Genomic DNA, 19,812 nt, shown 5'->3' with positions numbered 1-19,812 from the left:
GAAAAAACTCCTGAAAATGCTTATTTAAAGATGAAGGGAGTTTTTTTATATGCGAAATAATGATATTCAACGATTAGAAAATAAAATGAAAACATTTGGAGTAGAAGTTTTAAATGATCATGAAATTTTATTATATATTTTAAATCAATGGTATCCAGTTGAGATAGCCCAATTGAAAGCACAGTTATTTTGGCGGCAATATAGCGATTTACGCCAATTACAAAAATTAAGTACGCTAGAAAATCAACTCTTTTTGGATAAAGAGACTGATATTATGCAATTTCAAGTGATGTGTGAGTTTGTACGTAGAATTTTTAAAAGACCTGACTTAGTCTTGGGGCAAGTTTGTTCTAGTAAAAAGATAGGTGAAGTGATGGTTGCTAAAATCGGCTGTTTAAAACAAGAAGTTTTATATGGAGTGTTTTTAGATACTAAAAATCAAATCATTCATCAAGCAGAGCTGTTTAAAGGAACTTTAAATCAAGCTACTGTTCATCCACGCGAAATTTGTCAATGTGCTTTGTATTATTCAGCAGCAAGGTTTATTTTAGTGCACAATCATCCTAGTGGAATTGTCACACCTTCACAACATGATCTAGATTTTACGCAACGAATGTCTAAAGTAGGAGAATTAATCGGGATTAATTTATTGGATCATATTATAGTTGGGGATCATTCTTATTTTAGTATGCGTGAAGAACAAATCTTACGATAAAGTTTGTTAAAATTAAAATCAAGAAGTGTTATAATGATAATTCGAAGAGATGCAAATCTGCATTGGAGATTAAAAACGAGTGATGAGGTGGATTTTATGGAATTATCTCAACTTCTTTTAGGTTTAGATTATGAAATTAATAATGAAAAAGATTTACAATTAGATGTTAATGATATTATTTATGATTCGCGTAAAGCACAACCAGAAACTTTATTTTTATCCATTCATGGAATTGATTTAAATGGTGATGATTATGTTTTAGACGCCTATGAACGAGGTTGTCGAATTTTTATTTTGGAACAAGAGCTACAAGATTTACCTACTGATACAACTGTGGTACTTGTAAGTGATACGCGCCAAGCGTTATCTAAAATGTCAGCTAACTTTTTCGGGCATCCATCTAAAGAGATGACCGTGGTTGGTGTTACTGGTACTAAAGGAAAGACAACAGTAGCTAATTATATTAAAAAAGTTCTTTGTGGTGTAGGGATTAATGCTGGTGTTATTGGGACGATGGGGATTTTTTACAATGATCAAGAAATTGAAACAATTAATACAACACCAGAAAGTTATGAATTAAATAAAACGATGCGTGCTATGTTAGATGCTGGTGTCACAGCAGTAGCGATGGAAGTTTCATCTGGTGGATTGATGATGAATCGTGTTGATGATATTGATTTTGATATTGGTATTTTTACTAATTTATCTTTAGATCATATTGGTCCACGGGAACATCCAACGTTTGAACATTATCGTGATTGCAAGAGTCGTTTATTTAATTTATGTAAATATGGCATTATTAATGCAGATGATGAATATGCGGAATATATGATAGAACATGCAACGTGTCCTACAACGACGTATTCGGTGCATCATGCGAGCGATTATCAAGCACATGATATTCAGTTAACTCGAGATGGCTGGCATTTAGGTGTGGCGTTTACTTATGATCACAAAGGTGAAAAGACGCAAACTCATATTAGTACACCAGGTGAATTTAGCGTTTTAAATGCTTTGGCTGTTCTTGCTACAACTCAATATTTAGGTGTTCCTAAGGATGAAATTTTAAAAACATTAAGTAGAGTAACGATTGATGGACGGGTTGAAGTATTACCTGTTTTAGATGATGTTACTGTTGTGATTGATTTTGCACATAATGGAATTAGTTTAGAAAATGTTTTAACTACATTATTAGACTATCATCCTAAACATTTAATTTGTGTGTTTGGTTCAATTGGTAATCGGGCGATTATTCGACGTAAAGAATTGGGCGATGTGGCAGCTAAATACTGTGATGTAGCGGTCTTAACAGCTGATAATCCTGATCGTGAAGATCCACAAATTATTATTGATGAAATTGCGGAATCTTTTGTTGATTCTAAATGTAAAGTTTTAAAAATAGCTGATCGTTCAGAAGCAATGTATGAAGCGATGAAATTAGCTCAACCAGGTGATATGGTGGTGATTGCTGGTAAAGGTCATGAAAAATACCAAGTAATCGATGGTAAACATGTGTTTTATGATGAAAGAGCGGAAGTTATTAAAGCTGCTGAAAGAGTAAAAAAAGAAAAATAATAAATTGATTTAGGTGTCTTTTAAGATTTAGAGTTTAAAAGACACCTTAAACTTATTTAATAAAGGAGAAAATTATGTTAGAAGGAATTGTTAATATCTTTAATAAAGATAAAGGTTTTGGTTTTATTAAACCAAATGATGGTAGTGAAGAAATTTTTGTTCATTTTACTGGTATTAAAACAGAGGGATTTAAAACATTAGAAGAAGGTCAAAAAGTACGTTATATTGCCATTGAAGGTCCACGTGGAATGCAAGCAATTAATGTTGAAGTTATTACACCAGAAAATTAAAGATATTTATAAGAAATAGTTAAAAAAAGCCAAATTATATAACAATCAGTTATGCTATAAAATAGGCAATTTATTAGTAACTATAAAGAGTAAATGTGCTATAATTAATTATTATGAATTATACTTATTAAATTAAGTTTATGATATGTGAAGGGATGAATCAGAGTGTTCGGAATGAGAGCAAAAAATATTGGTATTGACTTAGGAACAGCTAATACAATTGTATATGCTGAAGGTAAAGGAATCGTGTTAAGCGAACCATCCGTTGTTGCTAAAAATACAAAAACAGGTGAAATCGTTTCTGTTGGTTCAGAAGCGCGTGATATGATTGGTCGGACGCCTGCAAGTATCGTTGCTATTCGTCCAATGAAAAATGGGGTAATTGCTGATTATGATACAACAGTTGCCATGATGAAATATTATATTCAAAAAGCTTTAGGTGGTAAAGGAAGTAAACCATATGTAATGGTTTGTGTACCAAGTGGAGTAACTGAAGTTGAAAAACGTGCTGTAATCGATGCTACTCGTGTTGCTGGTGCACGCGATGCTTATGTAATTGAAGAACCTTTCGCATCTGCAATTGGTGCAGGTTTACCAGTTATGGATCCAACAGGTAGTATGGTTGTTGATATCGGTGGTGGTACAACAGATGTTGCAACAATTTCTTTAGGCGGGATTGTTTCCAGTCGTTCAATTAGTATGGCTGGTGATAAATTAGATGAATGTATTATTTACTATGTTCGTCAAAATTATAATTTGTTAATCGGTGAACGTACAGCTGAACAATTGAAAATTGATGTTGCTTCAGCTTCAACAACACTTGCTAAAGAATTAGATAGCCAAACAATTCGCGGACGTGATTTGGTAACTGGGTTACCAAAAACAATTGAAATTCCAGCAGAAGCAGTTGCTGAAGCTATTCAAGAAGTTGTCGATGAAATTATTACAGCTATTAAAGAAACTTTAGAAGAAACATCTCCAGAAATTGCAGCCGATGTAATTGATCATGGGATTGTTTTAACTGGTGGTGGAGCTCAATTGCGTCACTTACCAGAAGTTATTTCTGATGCTACTAAAGTTCCAGTTTTTGTTGCTTCTGACCCATTAGATTGTGTTGCTATTGGGACCGGAGAATCTTTGAAGAGCATTGACGTTATGAAGAAGAAATAAATCTGACGTTAGAGGTCGTATCGGATTAAGCAAGTTAGAAAAATATTTCTAGCTTCTTTAACTGATACGACTTTTAGTGTTTTTAGGAGGATAATATGAAAAAGTACCTATTAAATAAAAAGTTAGTCATTATTTTAATTAGTTTAATTGTGAGCTTTTTATTAATTGCTTTTTCCATATCAGTTCGTGATAAACGGAATACACCGACTTTTGTACAACAAATCGGTAACGAAGCTGCAGGAATTGTGAATCGAGTAGTTGAATTTCCGATTGCTGGTATTAAGAAAGCAAATAGTTCTGTAATTGATTTAATTAATGCTTATCAAGAAAACCAAAAATTAAAAGCACAAGTGGATCAAATTGCGGCTGAAAAAGTTGAAAATCAAACATTGCATAAAGAAAATCAACAATTAAAAGAACAATTGAAATTAAATCGCAGTTTGACAACTTATAATAAAGTGACTGCTTATGTTATTTCACGAACACCATCAACATGGCAAAATCAAATTATTATTAGTAAAGGATCTTTAGCTGGAGTGACTAAAAATTCTGCTGTTTTATCACGGAAAGGATTAGTTGGTCGAGTTGTTGAAGTTAATAAAACTAATAGTAAAGTGGAATTAATTACAACCAAAAACGAAGAAACTGATCGTTTTTCTGTGCAAGTGTTAAGTGAAAATGGGGATGTAATTAATGGGTTGATTACAGGTTATGATATTGATAGTAACCGTTTGATTATGGGACAAATTACATCTAAATTAAAAATTAAAAATAAAGCTCATGTTATTACATCAGGTATGGGTGGTAGTATCCCTAAAGGTTTGTTTGTGGGAGAAGTAACCGACATCAGCAATAATGAGGCCGGACTTCCAACGAAAATTTATATTAAACCAGCTGCAGCTACAAATGATTTAAGTGTTGTAACGGTTGCATTGCGAAAGGACTAAGATGGTGATGGATTATGAAATTTATTAAAATGAAATATCTATTTCCAATTGGTTTATTTTTGGCACTTTTTTTAGATGGATCGTTAACATTAGCTTTTGATCAATATTTTTTCACACCATTTATTGCGATTGAAAGTCGCTTAGTGTTATTGTGGTTAATTATGGCTGTCTGTTATAGTGAAGTAGAACATATACTTTTATGGTCTGGTTTTGTTGGGGCTATTTTTGATATTTATTATCTGGGTGTGATGGGTATTTTTATTTTAATCTTCCCCTTAATTGTGTATTTAACACGAGAAATTATGCAGTTTTTGAATCGATCATTTATTGTTGTTTTATTAGTATATTTAATTGATATTACAGTTGTGACGATTTTATTTTATTGGGTGAATAGTTTAATTGGCTTCACATCTGTTTCAGTAACTGAGTTTATTAGTAGGACTTTAGGGCCAACTTTAGTGTATAATTTATTATGGTTTGTTCTTTTATATTATCCATTAGAACGTTTGTTTGAAGATGTTCAGTAAGGAGAGTGCAACTTAATGCAATTTGTTACGTTAAAAGGGTACAAAGAAGGTTATAAGATTACATTAGATACAGCAGCAAGTTTTGCTGATATTTTAGTTGAATTAGAAGAATTATTTGCTAAATTACAAGCTGATATTAAACATGATATTGATAAGAAAGTTGTTTTTGATATTGATACAGGGGATCGGATTTTGTCTTTAGATGAGAAACAAGCTATCGAAAAACAAGTTTCTAATTATCCTAGACTGTCAATACACAGAATTACAGCTGATGTTATTAAAATTGAAGATGCTTTAAATATTATGGAAAGTCGTAATATTCATATTAATGGTAAAGTTATTCGAAATGGACAAGTTGAAAAAGTAAACGGTGATGTTTTATTTTTAGGTAATTTACATCAAGGTGCTACTTTACAAGCTACAGGGAGTATCTTTGTTTTAGGTGAAGTATCTGGTATTATTCATGCAGGATTTAATGATGATTCCCAAGCTATTATTGTGGGTGATGTTTCTCAAGCTCAACAATTACGTGTAGGTGATGTTGTTAATATTGTTGAAGAAGAGGATCAAGAAAGATTGTTAAAAGCTTTAGTTTATGTAAATGATTTACATAGTTTAGAATATACAACTTTAGATAAATTAAAAAATTTACGACCAAAATTATTTTTGAAAACAGGAGGCTTCTAAAATGGGAAAAGCAATAGTAATTACTTCTGGAAAAGGTGGGGTTGGTAAATCAACAACCACAGCCAATCTCGGAACAGCTTTAGCATTAGCAGATAAAAAAGTCTGTTTAGTCGATTTAGATATTGGTTTGCGTAACTTGGATGTTATTTTAGGTTTAGACAACCGAATTATTTATGATATTGTTGATGTGGCACAAGGGCGTGCTAGATTACATCAAGCTATGATTAAAGATAAACGTTTCAATGATAAATTGTTTTTAATTCCAGCAGCTCAAAATACTGATAAATCAGCGTTGGAACCTGATGAAGTTAAAGAGATTGTTGATCAATTAAAAGATGAATTTGATTATGTGTTATTAGATTGTCCAGCCGGAATTGAACAAGGTTTTGCGAATGCAGTTGCTGGTGCTGATCAAGCAATTGTGATTACTACACCAGAAATTCCATCTGTGCGTGACGCTGATCGGGTGGTAGGTTTATTGGAACAACAAAACTTAGAACAACCACCAATGTTGATTATTAGTCGGATTCGTCGTCATATGATGAATGATGGTCAAATTATGGATGTTGATGAAGTTACACGTCATTTATCTATTAAACTTTTAGGGATTATTTTCGATGATGATTCAGTTATTCGTTCTTTAAATACAGGAGAACCAATTGTCATGGATGAAAATAATATTGTTGCGCAAGGCTATCGGAATATTGCTCGTCGTTTAGAAGGAGAAACAATTCCTTTGATGACAATTAAACAACAAAAAGAACAAGGTTTCTTTGGAAAACTTGCAAGTTGGTTTAAAAAATAAAAAATTAAATCTTATGAAATTTGCGCATTCAGTTTGAACTCAAATTTTGTAAGGTTTATTTTTTAATTAAATTCAAAAGATTTGAGGTGAGTTAATAAAATGCATCTTTTTTCGTTAATTGTATTAGGAATTATACTATTCAATACTCTCGCTGCTATTATTACGATTTTTAAAGATAGTCGTGATATTGCAGCGACATGGGCTTGGTTGTTAGTTTTATTAATGTTACCAGGTGTAGGATTTATTTTTTATTTATTTGTAGGGAAGAAAATTTCAGCAGAAAAGATTTTTGATTTGAAAGAACAAGAACACGTAGGGATTAATCAATTAGTTGCAGTCCAAAAAATGCAATGGCAGCAAAAAAGATTGTTACCTCCTGCAGATAAATTACATGAAGAAGCGCGTGAAACGGTGCATTTGTTTTTAGAAACTGATCAAGCTATTTTAACTAAAGATAATGAAGTTGCAGTTTTTACTGATGGAAAAGCTAAATTTGCACAATTAATCTCAGATATTAAACAAGCTCAACATCATGTTCATTTAGAATATTATTCTTTTTTTGATGATCAAATTGGAAACGAATTATTACGTGTTTTAGAAGAGATTAGTAAAAAAGGTGTTAAAGTGCGGATTATTTATGATAATTTAGGTTCACGTGGGATGAGTCGTCATTTCTTTGATGTTTTAGAAGCAAATGGTGGAGAAGCTGAACCGTTTTTTGGTAGTAAGAAAGCTATAATGCATAGTTTACGCTTAAATTATCGTGATCACCGTAAAATGGTAATTATTGATGGTCAAATTGGATATATCGGTGGTTTTAATGTTGGTGATCAATATTTAGGTCGGTTTAAGAAGTTTGGTTATTGGCGTGATACTCATTTGAAGATTAAAGGTAATGCAGTTATTGCCATGCAATCGCGTTTTATTATGGATTGGAATGCAACAATTAAAAATTCTAAAATTCGTGATGAGCTTGATTATCAAGAACAATTGTTTCCTTTATTTCAAGGTGATGGCAAAACTAATATTCAAATTGTTTCTTCTGGACCGGATAGTGATACAGAAGCTATTAAATTAGGTTATTTAAAATTAATTAATACAGCCAATGATTATTTATATATTCAAACGCCTTATTTAATTCCTGATGATTCTGTTATGGAAGCATTGAGTATTGCTGCTTTATCAGGTGTAAAAGTGAAAATTATGATTCCTGCGATACCGGACCATCCATTTGTTTATCGGGCAACGCAATATTACGCTAAGCAATTATTAGATAAAGGTGTTGAAATTTATCAATATGAAAATGGCTTTTTACATGCCAAAATGATTGTTATTGATGAACAAATTTCATCCGTTGGATCAGCTAATGTGGATTTTCGGAGTTTTAAACTGAATTTTGAAGCGAATGCTTTTATGTATGATCAAGAAATAGCTCATGAATTAAGTGAAATATTCCATCAAGATATGCTTCATAGTCAAAAACTAACACCACAATATTTTGAAAAACAGTCTAGTTGGTTGAAATTCAAACAGTATTTTTCACGTTTATTATCACCTATTTTATAAAAACGACAACTCTATAACAAAATATTTAAATATAGCTTGCTAAAAAAGTTCAAGAGAGTTAAAATGATGTTGTTATAAAAACTGAATAAACACAGGGGGAGCCATAATTGGCTGAGAGTGAATGTAAATTCAGACCCTTTGAACCTGTTCGTTAGTACGAGCGTAGGGATTGGTGTAAAAACTTAGTGATCTTCTTTTGTGTTTATAAGGAATTTATAAAAACAAAGGAGGATTTTTTTATGAAGAATGAGAAGTTGAAGGTATTGTTGGAAGGAACGTTAATGGCTGCAATTGCTGCAATTTTATCAGCTGTAGTTCCATCGGTAGAATGGTTTGATATTTCTTTAGGGATTATTCCGATTGTTATTTATAGTTTACGACGTGGGTTAAAAGCTGGGCTGTTTGCGGGCCTTTTGTGGGGGATTATTCCAATTTTAATGGGTCGTGCTTATATTTTAACATTGTTCCAAGGTTTCTTAGAATATCCATTAGCTAATATGGTTACAGGATTAGCTGGTGTGATGGCTGTTAAATGTAAAATGGCTATTGATAGTGGTAAAACAGGTTCAATATTTTTAACTGTTATGGGAGCTGTTTTTATTGGAACGTTCGCTAAATATTTAGTTCACTTTTATGCTGGAGTTGTATTTTGGGGATCATATGCTCAATGGGGCTTAGGACCAATTTTATATTCTTTAGTAGTTAATGGTGGTAGTTTTGTGGTTAACTTCATTATTAGTACAATTATTATTTTTGCGATTGCGAAAAAATCAGGTCATTTATTAGAACCGAAATTAGCGTAAAAGAAAAGTGTTGCTGGAAAATTCCGGCAACACTTTTTTATTACATAAATGCTGAGACTGCTGATAAAATAATAGAACTTAGTGTAAAAATCAACATAATCCAAACGAAAACTAATGTGATTTTTTGAAATGTTGTTTTTTGCTTTTTCTTTCTCGCCATAATATTCATCCTTAATAAAAATGTAGTGATTAATCATTATTATTTAGTGTAAGATGTTAGCCTATCAATTGTCAACCGATTACTAACGATATGAGTAGGAAGATAATGGTTTAAAAAGATTGAAAATAATGATTTTACACTATATCATTAGTGTTAGAATTTAAAAAATCGTTCGTTTAATTAAATGGAATAAAAAGTGGAGTGTGTAAAGTTCATGGGAGATCTGTTCTTACAATGGTATATACAGTTGGGACTAATAATTGTATTAGCCATTATATTAAGAATTTTCAAAAAGTATGTTCCGAATTTTTTTAAAAAGACACATTTGAAAAAATTAGATTTTTTAACAATTCCGATTTTAATAGCAATTCATTTTATTTCAGTTGGATTATTCAAATTATCTTTGATTCCTTTTATTGTTTTTGGGATGGGATTTTTTGGGATTGTTTTAGCGATAATCCAATATTTACATGAAGAATTTCGCTATAAACGATTTTTTATTGTTTATTGGCGAATTTTAGATTTAATTGTCATTATTATTTATTTTGTTTTGTTAGTTTATCAAGTTGTTCAAGTGATCTAATTGTATTATTTGGAGCAAAAAACATAAAAATAAAGCGTTTTCAGAAGTTAGAGATCATCTAACTTCTTTTTTTTATGAAAAAGTGGAGAAATAAGGGGGAATAGTGGTGCGAAGTGGTTGATTGTGGTAAACTTTATTTGTACTAGTAGATAAGGTGGTGCAAATTATGTTCATGGGAGAATATCGTCATACGATCGACAGTAAAGGTCGGATGATTATACCAGCCAAATTTAGAGAAGAATTAGGTACAACGTTCGTCGTAACACGTGGGATGGACGGGTGTTTATTTGGTTACCCTATGGATGAATGGCAAGTTTTGGAAGCTAAGCTGAAAAAATTGCCATTAACTAAAAAAGATGCACGGGCCTTTGTCAGATTTTTCTATTCAGCAGCAATTGAATGTGAACTTGATAAGCAAGGACGGATTAACATTCCAAAAGCATTACGAGAACATGCACAATTAACGAAAAAAAGTGTAGTTGTCGGTGTATCTGATCGAATTGAAATTTGGTCACAAGAACGTTGGGATGCATTTGCGGAAAGTGCTGAAGAAAACTTTGATGAAATTGCAGAAAAAATGATTGATTTTGATTTATAAAAAAGGGTGGCATAATGACAGAATTTTCACATATAACAGTTTTGCTTGAAGAAGCAATTGATAATTTAAATATTAAACCAGATGGTACATATGTAGATTGTACTTTAGGTGGCGGAGGCCATTCGAAATTGCTTGCAAGTAAGTTAAGTGAAAATGGTCATTTGTATTCGTTTGATCAAGATCAAACAGCTATTGATTATAATTTAAAGAATTTAGCTGAAGAATTAGCCGAGAATAAAGTTAGTTTTATTAAGAGTAATTTTCGTAATATTACTGAAGAATTAGCGCAAGAAGGTGTTGATCACGTTGATGGGATTGTTTATGATCTCGGAGTATCTTCGCCACAGTTTGATGTTAGTGATCGTGGATTTAGTTATCGATATGATGCGCCATTAGATATGCGCATGGATCAAAGTCAAACATTAACAGCGAAAATCATTGTAAATGAATGGTCATATGCTGATTTAGTGCGTATTTTCTTCCGATATGCGGATGAAAAATTTGCTAAATCAATTGCACGTCAAATTGAACGACAACGAGAAATTGAACCAATTGAAACAACTGGTCAATTAGTTGAATTAATCAAAGCCGGTATTCCTGCTAAAGCACGACGTAAAGGTGGACATCCAGCTAAGAAAGTCTTTCAAGCAATTAGAATTGCTGTTAATGATGAGTTAGGAGCATTAGAAACATCTTTAGAACAAGCATTAGATTTATTAAATGTTGGTGGTCGAATTAGCGTAATTACATTTCAATCATTAGAAGATCGAATTGTGAAAAACATGTTCAAAGAACGTGCTAGCTTACCAGATTTACCACCAGGATTACCAATTATTCCTGAAGAAATGAAACCTAAATATAAAGTTATTACTAAAAAACCAATTCTTCCGACTGAAGAAGAAATCGAACATAATCGTCGAGCTCATTCCGCAAAATTAAGAGTTATTGAACGGATTATGGAATAAAAATAAAGGAGTCAAGAGTATGCCTCAAAGTACAGCTCGCCAACTTAACACATATGCTGGATCCCAGCACATACATAAAAGTACAACTAAAGAAAAATCACCATACTTAAAAAAAGAATTAAAAATTTTCATTGCAACTTTAACTTGGATGGTTGTTTTGGGTATTATTGTTATTGGTACAACCATTAAATTATCAGCAGCACAACAAAGTTATCAACAAACAGTTAATGAATTAAGTGTTATGGTAACGAATAATAATAATGCAAAACAAGAAATTAGTGAACTTGGGTCACAAGACCGTTTAAGCGAAATTGCTAAAAAAGCTGGATTAACTTTAAACGAAAAAAACATGAGGAATATACTAAAATGAGTAAGAAAAATCAACGACAAATGTTACATCGGAATCAAAATTACAATCGTAAAAAATTTGGTAAATTATTACTATTAATTGTAATGCTGTTCTTTTCGATCTGCATAGGTCGTTTTTTTTATGTAGCCGTTTTCCATAATGTGGCAGATCATGATTTGAAAAAAGATGTGGCCAATTTATATGCAAGTACACTTGATTTAAAAGCTAAACGTGGAACGATTTATGACGCGTTTAATCAACCAATTGCGGAAGATACAACGACATATGATATTTATGTTGTTTTGCCTAAACAAGATGAACCTAATATTACAGATGGTCAACATTTAAAAGAAAAAGATAAAGAAAAAGCAGCAAAAGTTTTAAGCAAGAATCTAAAAATTAAATATAATAAAGTCTTAAAAATGCTCTCACCAGAAAATAAAGATTTATATCAAGTTGAGTTGGGGAATGCTGGTAAAAATTTAAGTTTAGAAACTAAGAACAAAATAGAAGCCGCAAAAATACAAGGAATTAAATTCTGGTCACGTCCAGCAAGATTATATCCAAATGGGATGTTTGCCTCTCATTTAATTGGGATAACTCATGTTAAAGATGGAAATATTGTGGGGGTTACAGGTCTGGAAGCAGCCTATAATAAGCAATTAAAAGGCCGTGATGGCGTTAAAAAATATGATCGTGATAGTCGCGGAATAGAGTTGTCAACAGGGGTAGATGAATATAAAAAACCTTTAAACGGGGATAACATTTATACAACATTGAATCCTAAGTTACAAACATATTTAGAATCATTAATGAATCAAGTTTATGAAAAACATCATCCTAAAATTTTAAACGCTGCGTTAATTGATGCTAAGACGGGGGCTATTTTAGCAGCTAGTCAAAGACCAACATTTAATGCGCAAACTAAAGCAGGTATTTCGGATACTTGGATTAATACATTGTTAAATGATACTTATGAACCTGGTTCTACAATGAAAATTTTTACTGTTTCAGCTGCAATTGAGTCTGGAGTTTTTAATCCTAATGCGTTATATAAATCAGGTGTGATTAAAGTTGATAAAATTCCGATTCACGATTGGAATCGAAAAGGTTGGGGAATGATTTCTTATCGTAAAGGTTTCTATCTCTCATCTAATACAGCAATGGTTAATTTAGAGCAAAAGATGGGTCAAGATACTTGGTTGAAATATATTAAGAAATTCGGTTTGTTGAAAAAACCAAACCTTCATATGGGACCAGAACAACAAGGGACTATTCAATATGAATATCCGATTGATGCTGCTAATACAGCCTTTGGACAAGGTATTAATGTATCGTTTATGCAAATGTTACAAGGATTTACGGCGGTAGCTAATAACGGTAAAATGTTAAAACCACAATTGATTAAAAAAATTGTTGATCCTAATACAAATAAAGTTATTCAAAGCTTTAAACCAGAAGTAGTGGGACAACCGATCAAAGCTTCTACTAGCAAAAAGTTGTTAACATATATGCAAGATGTTGTTAATCAACCAGATGGGACAGGGATTGAGTATCGTATTCCGGGTTATAAAGTTGCTGCTAAAACAGGGACCGCTCAAATTGCTAATCCAAAAGGTGGTTATTTAACAGGGAGCCGTAATTATACTTTCTCAGTAGTTGGCATGGCTCCAGCTGACAATCCAAAATATTTAATGTATATTACCATGAAACAACCAAAAACATTTGGGACATCACCTTCTAATAAGATTTTAGCAAGTATTTTTAATCCAATGATGAAGCGCGTATTAGATGATGATGTTGAATTACATCCGTTGAATAATAAGAATCAAGTTAAAATTGGAAATTATAAAAATAAACAGATTGAGCAAATTAAAAAAGAATTAATTGCTCAAGGATTAAAAGTGGTTGTTATTGGGAATGGTCCAGAAATCAAAAAACAATCAGTAGCTAAAGGGGAAACGGTCTTAGTTGGTGAAAAAATCATTTTATTAACAGATGGTGAAAAAATTATGCCTGATGTTAGCGGTTGGTCGCGGAGTGATGTTGCTCGCTTAGCGAATATTATGAACGTTAAAATTAAGATTAAAGGTAAAGGTTATGCATATGAACAAAGTGTAAAACCTAATACGCATGTACCAAATAAAAAAACAATTATTGTGAAATTAAAATAAAAATATAGGCTTACAATGAAATAAAGAAGCGTATAATAGAGAAAATAAAAATGATTTTTTAAAGGAGAAATTAAATTGTTGAATTATATAGAATGGCTATCGCCAATGATTATAAGTTTTATTTTAACAGTGGTAGGTTTACCACTGTTTATTGATTATGCACATAGAAAAAAACAAGGACAAATGATTCGTGATGAAGGTCCTAAATGGCATGAAGTTAAATCAGGTACTCCTACAATGGGTGGTTTGGTTTTTAATATCGCTATTATTATTGCCTCTTTAGTGGTAGGGATTTTATTTGTCGGTTTTAGTCCACAATTATTAATTTTAGTATTTATTTTGTTTATGTATGGTGTGCTAGGTTTTTGGGATGATTCCATTAAATTATGGAAAAAACAAAATGAAGGTTTAACAGCTAAACAAAAACTGATTGGACAAATCTTTGCAGGTGTAATCTTTTTTGCTGTTTATTATCAACAAGGATTACCATTAGCTGTGAATGTTTTTGGGTATGAATTATATTTAGGTTGGTTTTATTTATTGTTTGTAATTTTTTGGTTGGTTGGGTTTTCTAATGCCGTGAATTTAACGGATGGGATTGATGGTTTAGTAGCCGGACAAGCTAGTATTGCATTTTTAGCTTATGCCATTATTGCTTATGTGCAGCATCAAACAGGAGTATTAATCTTTTGTATGGCTGTAGTTGGTGGTTTATTAGCATTTTTAATTTTCAATCATAAACCGGCTAAGATTTTTATGGGTGATATGGGGTCATTAGCTTTAGGTGGTGCTTTAGCAGGTGTTTCTATTTTATTACATCATGAATTATCACTATTATTAATCGGTATTATTTTTGTTTGTGAAACAGCTAGTGTTATTTTACAAGTTATTTCATTTAAAACAACAGGTAAAAGAATTTTTAAAATGAGCCCAATTCACCATCATTTTGAAATGTGTGGTTGGAGTGAGTGGAAAATAGATATTGTTTTTTGGTCAATTGGAGCAATTGCAGCGATTATTAGTGTGGTATTTGCTGTTTTATAATAAAAAGTTATTTAAAGGAAGTTTGAAATGATGAAAAACATTACAACATATCAAAATAAAAATGTTTTAGTTTTAGGTTTAGGGAAAAGTGGTTTAGCAGCTGCTGATTTGTTAAATAAATTAGGTGCTAATGTTACGATTAATGATTTTAAAGTACCTGAAGATTTAAGTATTGTTCATCAATTAGAAGAACAAGGGATGAAAGTCGTATTAGGTAGTCATCCTTTAGAACTTTTAGAGCAATGTGAATTAATGGTCAAAAATCCTGGGATTCCATATACAAATCCATTAGTAGCAGCCGCTCAAAAACAAGGTTTAACAATTATTACTGAGCCAGAATTAGCATTTATGGTATCAAAAGCTCCTGTTATAGCTGTTACTGGTACTAACGGGAAAACAACGACAACAACTTTAATTACAGCGATGCTAAATCAAAATCGTTCCCAAGGACATGCTTATGCGGTTGGGAATATTGGTGTTCCAGCTAGTGAAATCGCTCAAAAAGCAACAGCTGATGATGTTTTAGTGTTTGAAATGTCGAGTTTTCAATTAATGGGGATTCAAACTTTCCGTCCGAAAATTGCTGTTTTAACGAATTTATATGAAGCCCATACTGATTATCATGGTAGTCGTGATAATTATGTTGCAGCTAAACAAAGAATTTTAATGAATCAAACGGATGAAGATTATTTTGTAGCTAATTTTGATCAAGCAGAAGTGCGAGCTATTGCTGAAAATAGCGCGGCAGAAGTTGTTTCATTTTCAAGAAAAGACACTGCTGATGCAATGGTTAAAGATGGTGCGATTTATTATAAAAATGAAAAAATTATTGCTGTTGCGGAATTGCGTTTGCCAGGATTGCATAACTTAGAAAATGCTTTAGCTGCAACTAGTGTAGCTAAATTAATGGGAGTAGCAACAGCGGACATTGTAGAAGTCCTAAGTACATTTACAGGTGTTCGTCATCGGACTCAATATGTAACAACAATTGCTGGTAGAAAATTTTATAATGATTCTAAAGCAACTAATATGGAAGCGACTAAACAAGCTCTAACTGGTTTTTCTAAGAATGTTATTTTATTAGCTGGTGGGTTAGATCGAGGATTTACGTTTGATGCGCTTGTACCAGATTTAAAAAACAAAGTTAAAGCTTTAGTTGTTTTTGGTGAAACAGCTGATCTGTTAGCCCAAGCTGGTGAAACAGCACAAGTAGCTGACATTATCTATACAAAAGATGCACAAACAGCTGTCAAAGCTGCGTATCAACTTAGTCAACCTGAAGATGTCATATTATTATCTCCAGCATGCGCTAGTTGGGATCAATGGAAAAATTTTGAAATTCGTGGCGATAAATATATAGAAGCTATTGAAGAATTAAAAACAGAAGTGGAGGAAGTGTAATGCGATTATTAATATCTGGTGGTGGTACTGGTGGTCACATTTATCCTGCTTTAGCGTTAATCGAAGCTTTAAAAGCAAAAGATCCTAAAGCTGAAATTTTATATGTAGGAACTGCCAAAGGATTAGAAAGTAAAATTGTTCCTAATGCCGGAATACCTTTAAAAACAATTGAAATTCAAGGTTTTAAACGTTCACTTTCTTTGGATAATTTCAAAACTATTCAATTATTTTTCAAAAGTGTCGCTGATTCTAAAAAAATTATTAAAGAATTCAAACCAGATGTTGTTGTTGGGACTGGTGGTTATGTGTGTGGACCGGTTGTATATGCTGCCGCTAAATTAAAAATACCAACATTTATTCATGAACAAAATAGTGTCGCTGGAATTACTAATAAATTTTTGAGTCGATATGCTAACAAAGTAGGGATTTGTTTTGCTGATGCTGCTAGCAATTTCCCGCAAGAAAAAGTCGTATTTACTGGTAACCCACGGGCACAACAAGTAGTTAAAATTACTAATACACACCAATTACAACAATATGGGTTGGTTGATGGTAAAAAGACAGTGTTGGTTTTCGGGGGGTCTCGAGGCGCTTTAAAAATCAATCAAACGATGTTAGCTGCTATGCCACTTTTAAGTCAAGTTGATTTTCAAGTGTTATTCGTGACAGGACAAGTTCATTATGACAAAATAAAGGCGGAACTTGATAATATGACTGTTCCAGAAAATGTTAAAGTGGTGCCTTACATTAATGATATGCCGGCAATTTTCCCGGAAATCAGTTGTATTGTTGGGCGTGCAGGAGCAACAAGTTTAGCAGAAGTAACAGCTTTGGGAATTCCGAGTGTCTTAATCCCAAGTCCTTATGTAACTAATGATCATCAAACAAAAAATGCTCAAAGTTTGGTTAAATTAGGTGCTGCTAAGTTGATTACGGAACAAGAATTAAATGCTGAAAACCTAGTTGATAATTTACAAGCCATCTTAAATGATGAGCAAACTTATCAACAAATGTCAGAACAAATGAAAACAGCTGGTAAACCACAAGCCGCAGATCAAGTTTTAGCTGTATTAGAAGAAATTAGTCAATAAAATTGATAATAATTAGGTAATGAAAGGAGGCGGCTGAAAATGTTTTTTTTCACTAACGATAAAGCCAAACAAGCTCAAAAAAGAGCAGCGAAACTACAAAAAGCACAATTAAAAAGGCAAAAAAAATTAGAGAAAAAAGAACGGCAAGCCTTTTTTAAGAATCGTTTACCCAAAACTAATCAACAACATCAAAAACGTTTGCGGCGTAAAACAGTCAGCCTCCTGGTTGTATTTACAATTATTACAATTTCATCGTTGATTTTTATATTACCAAGTACACGTCTAACAGCGGTTCGGGTTAAAAATTGTGACTATCAGACACGAAAATTAGTTATTAAAGCAAGTAATTTAACGTATTATGAATCTTTGATAGGTGTTCATTTTAGAAATAATAAAATTGAACAAACCATTCAAAATGATGTTAATTCGGTGAAAAGTGCCAAAATAAATTATAGTGGAAACCACATTACAATTGATATTAAAGAACATCCAGTAGTGGGGTATGCCGAACATAATAAGAAATTTTATAAAATTATGACTACTGGGAAATTAGCTAATTATGCACTTGATAATGTAAATAGTCATTATCCAATTTTTTATAATTTTTACAAAAAACCTCAGAAGCTACGGATGATGGTTAAAGAATATCAAAAGTTATCACCCGGTTTGCAGCAAGCCATCTCAGAAGTTCATTATGAACCTAGCAAAATCGATCATGAAAAAATTAAACTTTATATGAATGATGGAAATGAGGTTATTGCTAAAATTTCAACATTTGCTTCCAAAATGAAATATTATCCTAAAATTATTTCTGAAATGAAGCAAAAAGGGATTGTTGATTTACAAGTAGGGGCATATTCTTATCCATATCCTAAAAAAGATGAAAAAGAACCTAAAAAAGTTAAAAAAACACCAACAAAAAGTGAGAATAATAGCTAAAAACAGGTATAGTATGGTAAAATTTAAGTATTAAATATAATTAAAAATTTATTAAATTAGAGTATGGGAGGTCTTAAGATGGATCATTCTGGAATTTATGTAGGATTGGACATCGGAACGACTTCGATCAAAGTCATTGTAGCGGAATATATTAAAAAACAGCTTAATATTATTGGTTATGGCAATACACGCTCAGCCGGATTAAATCGGGGTGTGATCGTTGATATTGATCAAGTTGTCGAAGCGATTAAAAATGTTATTAAACAAGCAGAACAAAAAGCAAATAAAGAAATAACGAAAGTTACAGTAGGGATTCCTGCTAACTTATTACAAATTGAACAATGTCAAGGTATGATTTCTGTGGCTAATGAAGATGGAAATGCTAAAGAAATTGATGCTAATGATGTTATTCAAGTGACAAAAGCAGCCTTAGTGAAGAGTTTGCCACCAGAACGTGATGTTATTGATGTTATTCCAGATGAATTCATTGTTGATGGATTTGATGGCATTAAAGATCCACGTGGCATGGTGGGAGTACGCATGGAAATGAAAGCAGTTATGTATACAGGACCAAAAACAATTTTACATAACATTAAAAAATGTGTGCAAAAAGCTGGTTTAGAAGTCAAAAATACAGTCGTAGCTCCACTAGCGATGGCACACTTAGCATTAAGTGATGCAGAACAAGACTTCGGAACGATTTTAATCGATTTAGGTGGCGGACAAACAACAGCCGCTGTTATTCATGATCATAAGTTGAAATATACGTATGTTGATCAAGAAGGTGGCGATTATGTAACCCGTGATATCTCAATCGTTTTAAATACGTCCATGGAAAATGCGGAAAAAATTAAACGAACATATGGCTATGCTCATACCTCATTTGCTTCACCTGATGATGTCTTCCCTGTTGAAGTTGTTGGACAACAAGAACCTGAACAAGTTTCAGAAGAATATTTAGCAGAAATTATTGAAGCTAGAATGGTGCAAATTTTAGAAAAATTAAACCAAGCGCTTGAATCTGTGAATGCTTTGCAATTACCAGGAGGAATTGTTTTAACTGGTGGTATGGCAGCTATTCCTGGCATTCGAGAATTAGCAGAAGATATTTTGGGTGTTAATGTCAAAATATATATTCCAGAAGAAATGAACTTGCGTTTCCCAGCGTTTACACAAGTTATTGGATTAGTTGATTATGTAACTGATCAAAGTGAAATTGAACAAATTGTAACGCATACTCTTGATAAAGACTATGAATATGAAGAAATAAATGAAGATGATATTTCAATAGATGATGTTGAAGATTATCCCCAACCTAAAAAAGTTAAAAAAGCTAAGAGAAATAAGAAGAAAAAGAATAAATCAGGTCTAGCTGATAAGTTTAAAGGCTTGTTTAGCGAATTATTAGACTAATTTAAGTCAG

General features: G+C 32.3%; 21 protein-coding genes and 1 riboswitch. Of the genes, 20 read left to right on the top strand and 1 reads right to left on the bottom strand.

Translation table 11 applies throughout. The features are described 5' to 3' along the window. The first annotated feature begins 49 nt into the window (after positions 1 to 49). From G540_RS0106075 to thiT, 10 genes are all read left to right on the top strand, one after another. Positions 50 to 715, top strand: a complete 666-nt coding sequence (locus G540_RS0106075; protein WP_027107380.1) for a JAB domain-containing protein — start codon at positions 50 to 52, stop codon at positions 713 to 715. A 96-nt stretch (positions 716 to 811) separates the two neighbouring features. Beyond that, on the top strand, positions 812 to 2,290 hold the full coding sequence (locus G540_RS0106070; protein ID WP_027107379.1) for a UDP-N-acetylmuramoyl-L-alanyl-D-glutamate--2,6-diaminopimelate ligase: 1,479 nt from the start codon (positions 812 to 814) through the stop codon (positions 2,288 to 2,290). A gap of 74 nt (positions 2,291 to 2,364) precedes the next feature. Continuing rightward, entirely contained in the window at positions 2,365 to 2,580 is a 216-nt protein-coding gene (locus tag G540_RS0106065) for a cold-shock protein (RefSeq protein ID WP_027107378.1), read from the top strand. Positions 2,581 to 2,745: 165 nt separating this feature from the next. Then, positions 2,746 to 3,750: a rod shape-determining protein gene (locus tag G540_RS0106060; protein WP_027107377.1), complete on the top strand. Its 1,005-nt coding sequence runs from the start codon at positions 2,746 to 2,748 to the stop codon at positions 3,748 to 3,750. A 95-nt stretch (positions 3,751 to 3,845) separates the two neighbouring features. Continuing rightward, on the top strand, positions 3,846 to 4,697 hold the full coding sequence (gene mreC, locus G540_RS0106055; protein WP_027107376.1) for a rod shape-determining protein MreC: 852 nt from the start codon (positions 3,846 to 3,848) through the stop codon (positions 4,695 to 4,697). A gap of 14 nt (positions 4,698 to 4,711) precedes the next feature. Then, on the top strand, positions 4,712 to 5,224 hold the full coding sequence (gene mreD / locus G540_RS0106050) for a rod shape-determining protein MreD (protein ID WP_027107375.1): 513 nt from the start codon (positions 4,712 to 4,714) through the stop codon (positions 5,222 to 5,224). 15 nt (positions 5,225 to 5,239) lie between these two features. Then, positions 5,240 to 5,911: a septum site-determining protein MinC gene (locus G540_RS0106045; protein ID WP_027107374.1), complete on the top strand. Its 672-nt coding sequence runs from the start codon at positions 5,240 to 5,242 to the stop codon at positions 5,909 to 5,911. 1 nt (position 5,912) lies between these two features. After that, complete coding sequence (gene minD / locus G540_RS0106040) at positions 5,913 to 6,716, top strand: septum site-determining protein MinD (RefSeq protein ID WP_027107373.1); 804 nt, start codon at positions 5,913 to 5,915, stop codon at positions 6,714 to 6,716. Positions 6,717 to 6,815: 99 nt separating this feature from the next. Then, positions 6,816 to 8,282: a cardiolipin synthase gene (cls, locus tag G540_RS0106035; RefSeq protein ID WP_027107372.1), complete on the top strand. Its 1,467-nt coding sequence runs from the start codon at positions 6,816 to 6,818 to the stop codon at positions 8,280 to 8,282. An 84-nt stretch (positions 8,283 to 8,366) separates the two neighbouring features. After that, positions 8,367 to 8,470, top strand: a riboswitch (TPP riboswitch). 51 nt (positions 8,471 to 8,521) lie between these two features. Continuing rightward, a complete protein-coding gene (gene thiT / locus G540_RS0106030; RefSeq protein WP_027107371.1) occupies positions 8,522 to 9,085 on the top strand; it encodes an energy-coupled thiamine transporter ThiT in 564 nt (187 codons plus the stop codon). A 40-nt stretch (positions 9,086 to 9,125) separates the two neighbouring features. Here thiT and G540_RS07360 read toward each other — a convergent pair whose 3' ends face one another. Further along, a complete protein-coding gene (locus G540_RS07360; RefSeq protein WP_027107370.1) occupies positions 9,126 to 9,245 on the bottom strand; it encodes a DUF4044 domain-containing protein in 120 nt (39 codons plus the stop codon). A 214-nt stretch (positions 9,246 to 9,459) separates the two neighbouring features. Between G540_RS07360 and G540_RS0106020 the strand changes: the two genes are divergently transcribed. The 10 genes from G540_RS0106020 (at position 9,460) to ftsA (ending at position 19,802) form a co-directional block, all read left to right on the top strand. After that, entirely contained in the window at positions 9,460 to 9,828 is a 369-nt protein-coding gene (locus G540_RS0106020) for a DUF3397 family protein (RefSeq protein WP_027107369.1), read from the top strand. A 166-nt stretch (positions 9,829 to 9,994) separates the two neighbouring features. After that, positions 9,995 to 10,426, top strand: a complete 432-nt coding sequence (mraZ, locus tag G540_RS0106015; protein WP_027107368.1) for a division/cell wall cluster transcriptional repressor MraZ — start codon at positions 9,995 to 9,997, stop codon at positions 10,424 to 10,426. Between the two features lie 14 nt (positions 10,427 to 10,440). Then, a complete protein-coding gene (gene rsmH / locus G540_RS0106010; RefSeq protein WP_027107367.1) occupies positions 10,441 to 11,391 on the top strand; it encodes a 16S rRNA (cytosine(1402)-N(4))-methyltransferase RsmH in 951 nt (316 codons plus the stop codon). A 19-nt stretch (positions 11,392 to 11,410) separates the two neighbouring features. Further along, positions 11,411 to 11,761, top strand: a complete 351-nt coding sequence (ftsL, locus tag G540_RS0106005; protein WP_027107366.1) for a cell division protein FtsL — start codon at positions 11,411 to 11,413, stop codon at positions 11,759 to 11,761. After that, positions 11,758 to 13,914 carry a penicillin-binding transpeptidase domain-containing protein gene (locus G540_RS0106000; protein ID WP_027107365.1) on the top strand — a complete coding sequence of 719 codons (2,157 nt, stop codon included), beginning with the start codon at positions 11,758 to 11,760 and terminating at the stop codon, positions 13,912 to 13,914. Before ftsL ends, G540_RS0106000 begins: the two co-directional genes overlap by 4 nt. Positions 13,915 to 14,019: 105 nt before the next feature. Further along, positions 14,020 to 14,958: a phospho-N-acetylmuramoyl-pentapeptide-transferase gene (gene mraY / locus G540_RS0105995; protein ID WP_035463708.1), complete on the top strand. Its 939-nt coding sequence runs from the start codon at positions 14,020 to 14,022 to the stop codon at positions 14,956 to 14,958. 30 nt (positions 14,959 to 14,988) lie between these two features. Continuing rightward, positions 14,989 to 16,359 carry a UDP-N-acetylmuramoyl-L-alanine--D-glutamate ligase gene (gene murD / locus G540_RS0105990; RefSeq protein WP_027107363.1) on the top strand — a complete coding sequence of 457 codons (1,371 nt, stop codon included), beginning with the start codon at positions 14,989 to 14,991 and terminating at the stop codon, positions 16,357 to 16,359. After that, the gene (gene murG / locus G540_RS0105985; protein WP_027107362.1) at positions 16,359 to 17,450 is read left to right on the top strand and encodes an undecaprenyldiphospho-muramoylpentapeptide beta-N-acetylglucosaminyltransferase; all 1,092 of its coding nucleotides are present in this window, start codon (positions 16,359 to 16,361) and stop codon (positions 17,448 to 17,450) included. The genes murD and murG overlap by 1 nt, the downstream gene beginning before the upstream one ends. 39 nt (positions 17,451 to 17,489) lie before the next feature. Continuing rightward, on the top strand, positions 17,490 to 18,389 hold the full coding sequence (locus tag G540_RS07160; protein WP_051188979.1) for a cell division protein FtsQ/DivIB: 900 nt from the start codon (positions 17,490 to 17,492) through the stop codon (positions 18,387 to 18,389). Positions 18,390 to 18,467: 78 nt separating this feature from the next. Continuing rightward, entirely contained in the window at positions 18,468 to 19,802 is a 1,335-nt protein-coding gene (gene ftsA / locus G540_RS0105975; RefSeq protein ID WP_027107361.1) for a cell division protein FtsA, read from the top strand. Positions 19,803 to 19,812 lie beyond the last annotated feature (10 nt).

Origin of the sequence: Ligilactobacillus ceti DSM 22408, assembly GCF_000423245.1 — a bacterium.
In the GTDB taxonomy this organism is placed as follows: Bacteria; Bacillota; Bacilli; order Lactobacillales; family Lactobacillaceae; genus Ligilactobacillus; species Ligilactobacillus ceti.
The sequence above is the reverse complement of the archived record's forward strand: the minus strand, read 5'-3'. Positions and strand labels throughout refer to the sequence as shown.

Bases quoted from the DNA above. Each gene is read 5' to 3' on its own strand.
- murG (WP_027107362.1), top strand. From the start codon at position 16,359: ATGCGATTATTAATATCTGGTGGTGGTACTGGTGGTCACATTTATCCT.
- G540_RS0106000 (WP_027107365.1), top strand. From the start codon at position 11,758: ATGAGTAAGAAAAATCAACGACAAATGTTACATCGGAATCAAAATTAC.
- cls (WP_027107372.1), top strand. From the start codon at position 6,816: ATGCATCTTTTTTCGTTAATTGTATTAGGAATTATACTATTCAATACT.
- mreD (WP_027107375.1), top strand. From the start codon at position 4,712: ATGAAATTTATTAAAATGAAATATCTATTTCCAATTGGTTTATTTTTG.
- G540_RS0106045 (WP_027107374.1), top strand. From the start codon at position 5,240: ATGCAATTTGTTACGTTAAAAGGGTACAAAGAAGGTTATAAGATTACA.
- rsmH (WP_027107367.1), top strand. From the start codon at position 10,441: ATGACAGAATTTTCACATATAACAGTTTTGCTTGAAGAAGCAATTGAT.
- thiT (WP_027107371.1), top strand. From the start codon at position 8,522: ATGAAGAATGAGAAGTTGAAGGTATTGTTGGAAGGAACGTTAATGGCT.
- murD (WP_027107363.1), top strand. From the start codon at position 14,989: ATGAAAAACATTACAACATATCAAAATAAAAATGTTTTAGTTTTAGGT.
- G540_RS07360 (WP_027107370.1), bottom strand. From the start codon at position 9,245: ATGGCGAGAAAGAAAAAGCAAAAAACAACATTTCAAAAAATCACATTA.
- mreC (WP_027107376.1), top strand. From the start codon at position 3,846: ATGAAAAAGTACCTATTAAATAAAAAGTTAGTCATTATTTTAATTAGT.
- mraZ (WP_027107368.1), top strand. From the start codon at position 9,995: ATGTTCATGGGAGAATATCGTCATACGATCGACAGTAAAGGTCGGATG.
- ftsA (WP_027107361.1), top strand. From the start codon at position 18,468: ATGGATCATTCTGGAATTTATGTAGGATTGGACATCGGAACGACTTCG.
- minD (WP_027107373.1), top strand. From the start codon at position 5,913: ATGGGAAAAGCAATAGTAATTACTTCTGGAAAAGGTGGGGTTGGTAAA.
- ftsL (WP_027107366.1), top strand. From the start codon at position 11,411: ATGCCTCAAAGTACAGCTCGCCAACTTAACACATATGCTGGATCCCAG.
- G540_RS0106075 (WP_027107380.1), top strand. From the start codon at position 50: ATGCGAAATAATGATATTCAACGATTAGAAAATAAAATGAAAACATTT.
- G540_RS07160 (WP_051188979.1), top strand. From the start codon at position 17,490: ATGTTTTTTTTCACTAACGATAAAGCCAAACAAGCTCAAAAAAGAGCA.
- G540_RS0106020 (WP_027107369.1), top strand. From the start codon at position 9,460: ATGGGAGATCTGTTCTTACAATGGTATATACAGTTGGGACTAATAATT.
- G540_RS0106070 (WP_027107379.1), top strand. From the start codon at position 812: ATGGAATTATCTCAACTTCTTTTAGGTTTAGATTATGAAATTAATAAT.
- G540_RS0106065 (WP_027107378.1), top strand. From the start codon at position 2,365: ATGTTAGAAGGAATTGTTAATATCTTTAATAAAGATAAAGGTTTTGGT.
- mraY (WP_035463708.1), top strand. From the start codon at position 14,020: ATGATTATAAGTTTTATTTTAACAGTGGTAGGTTTACCACTGTTTATT.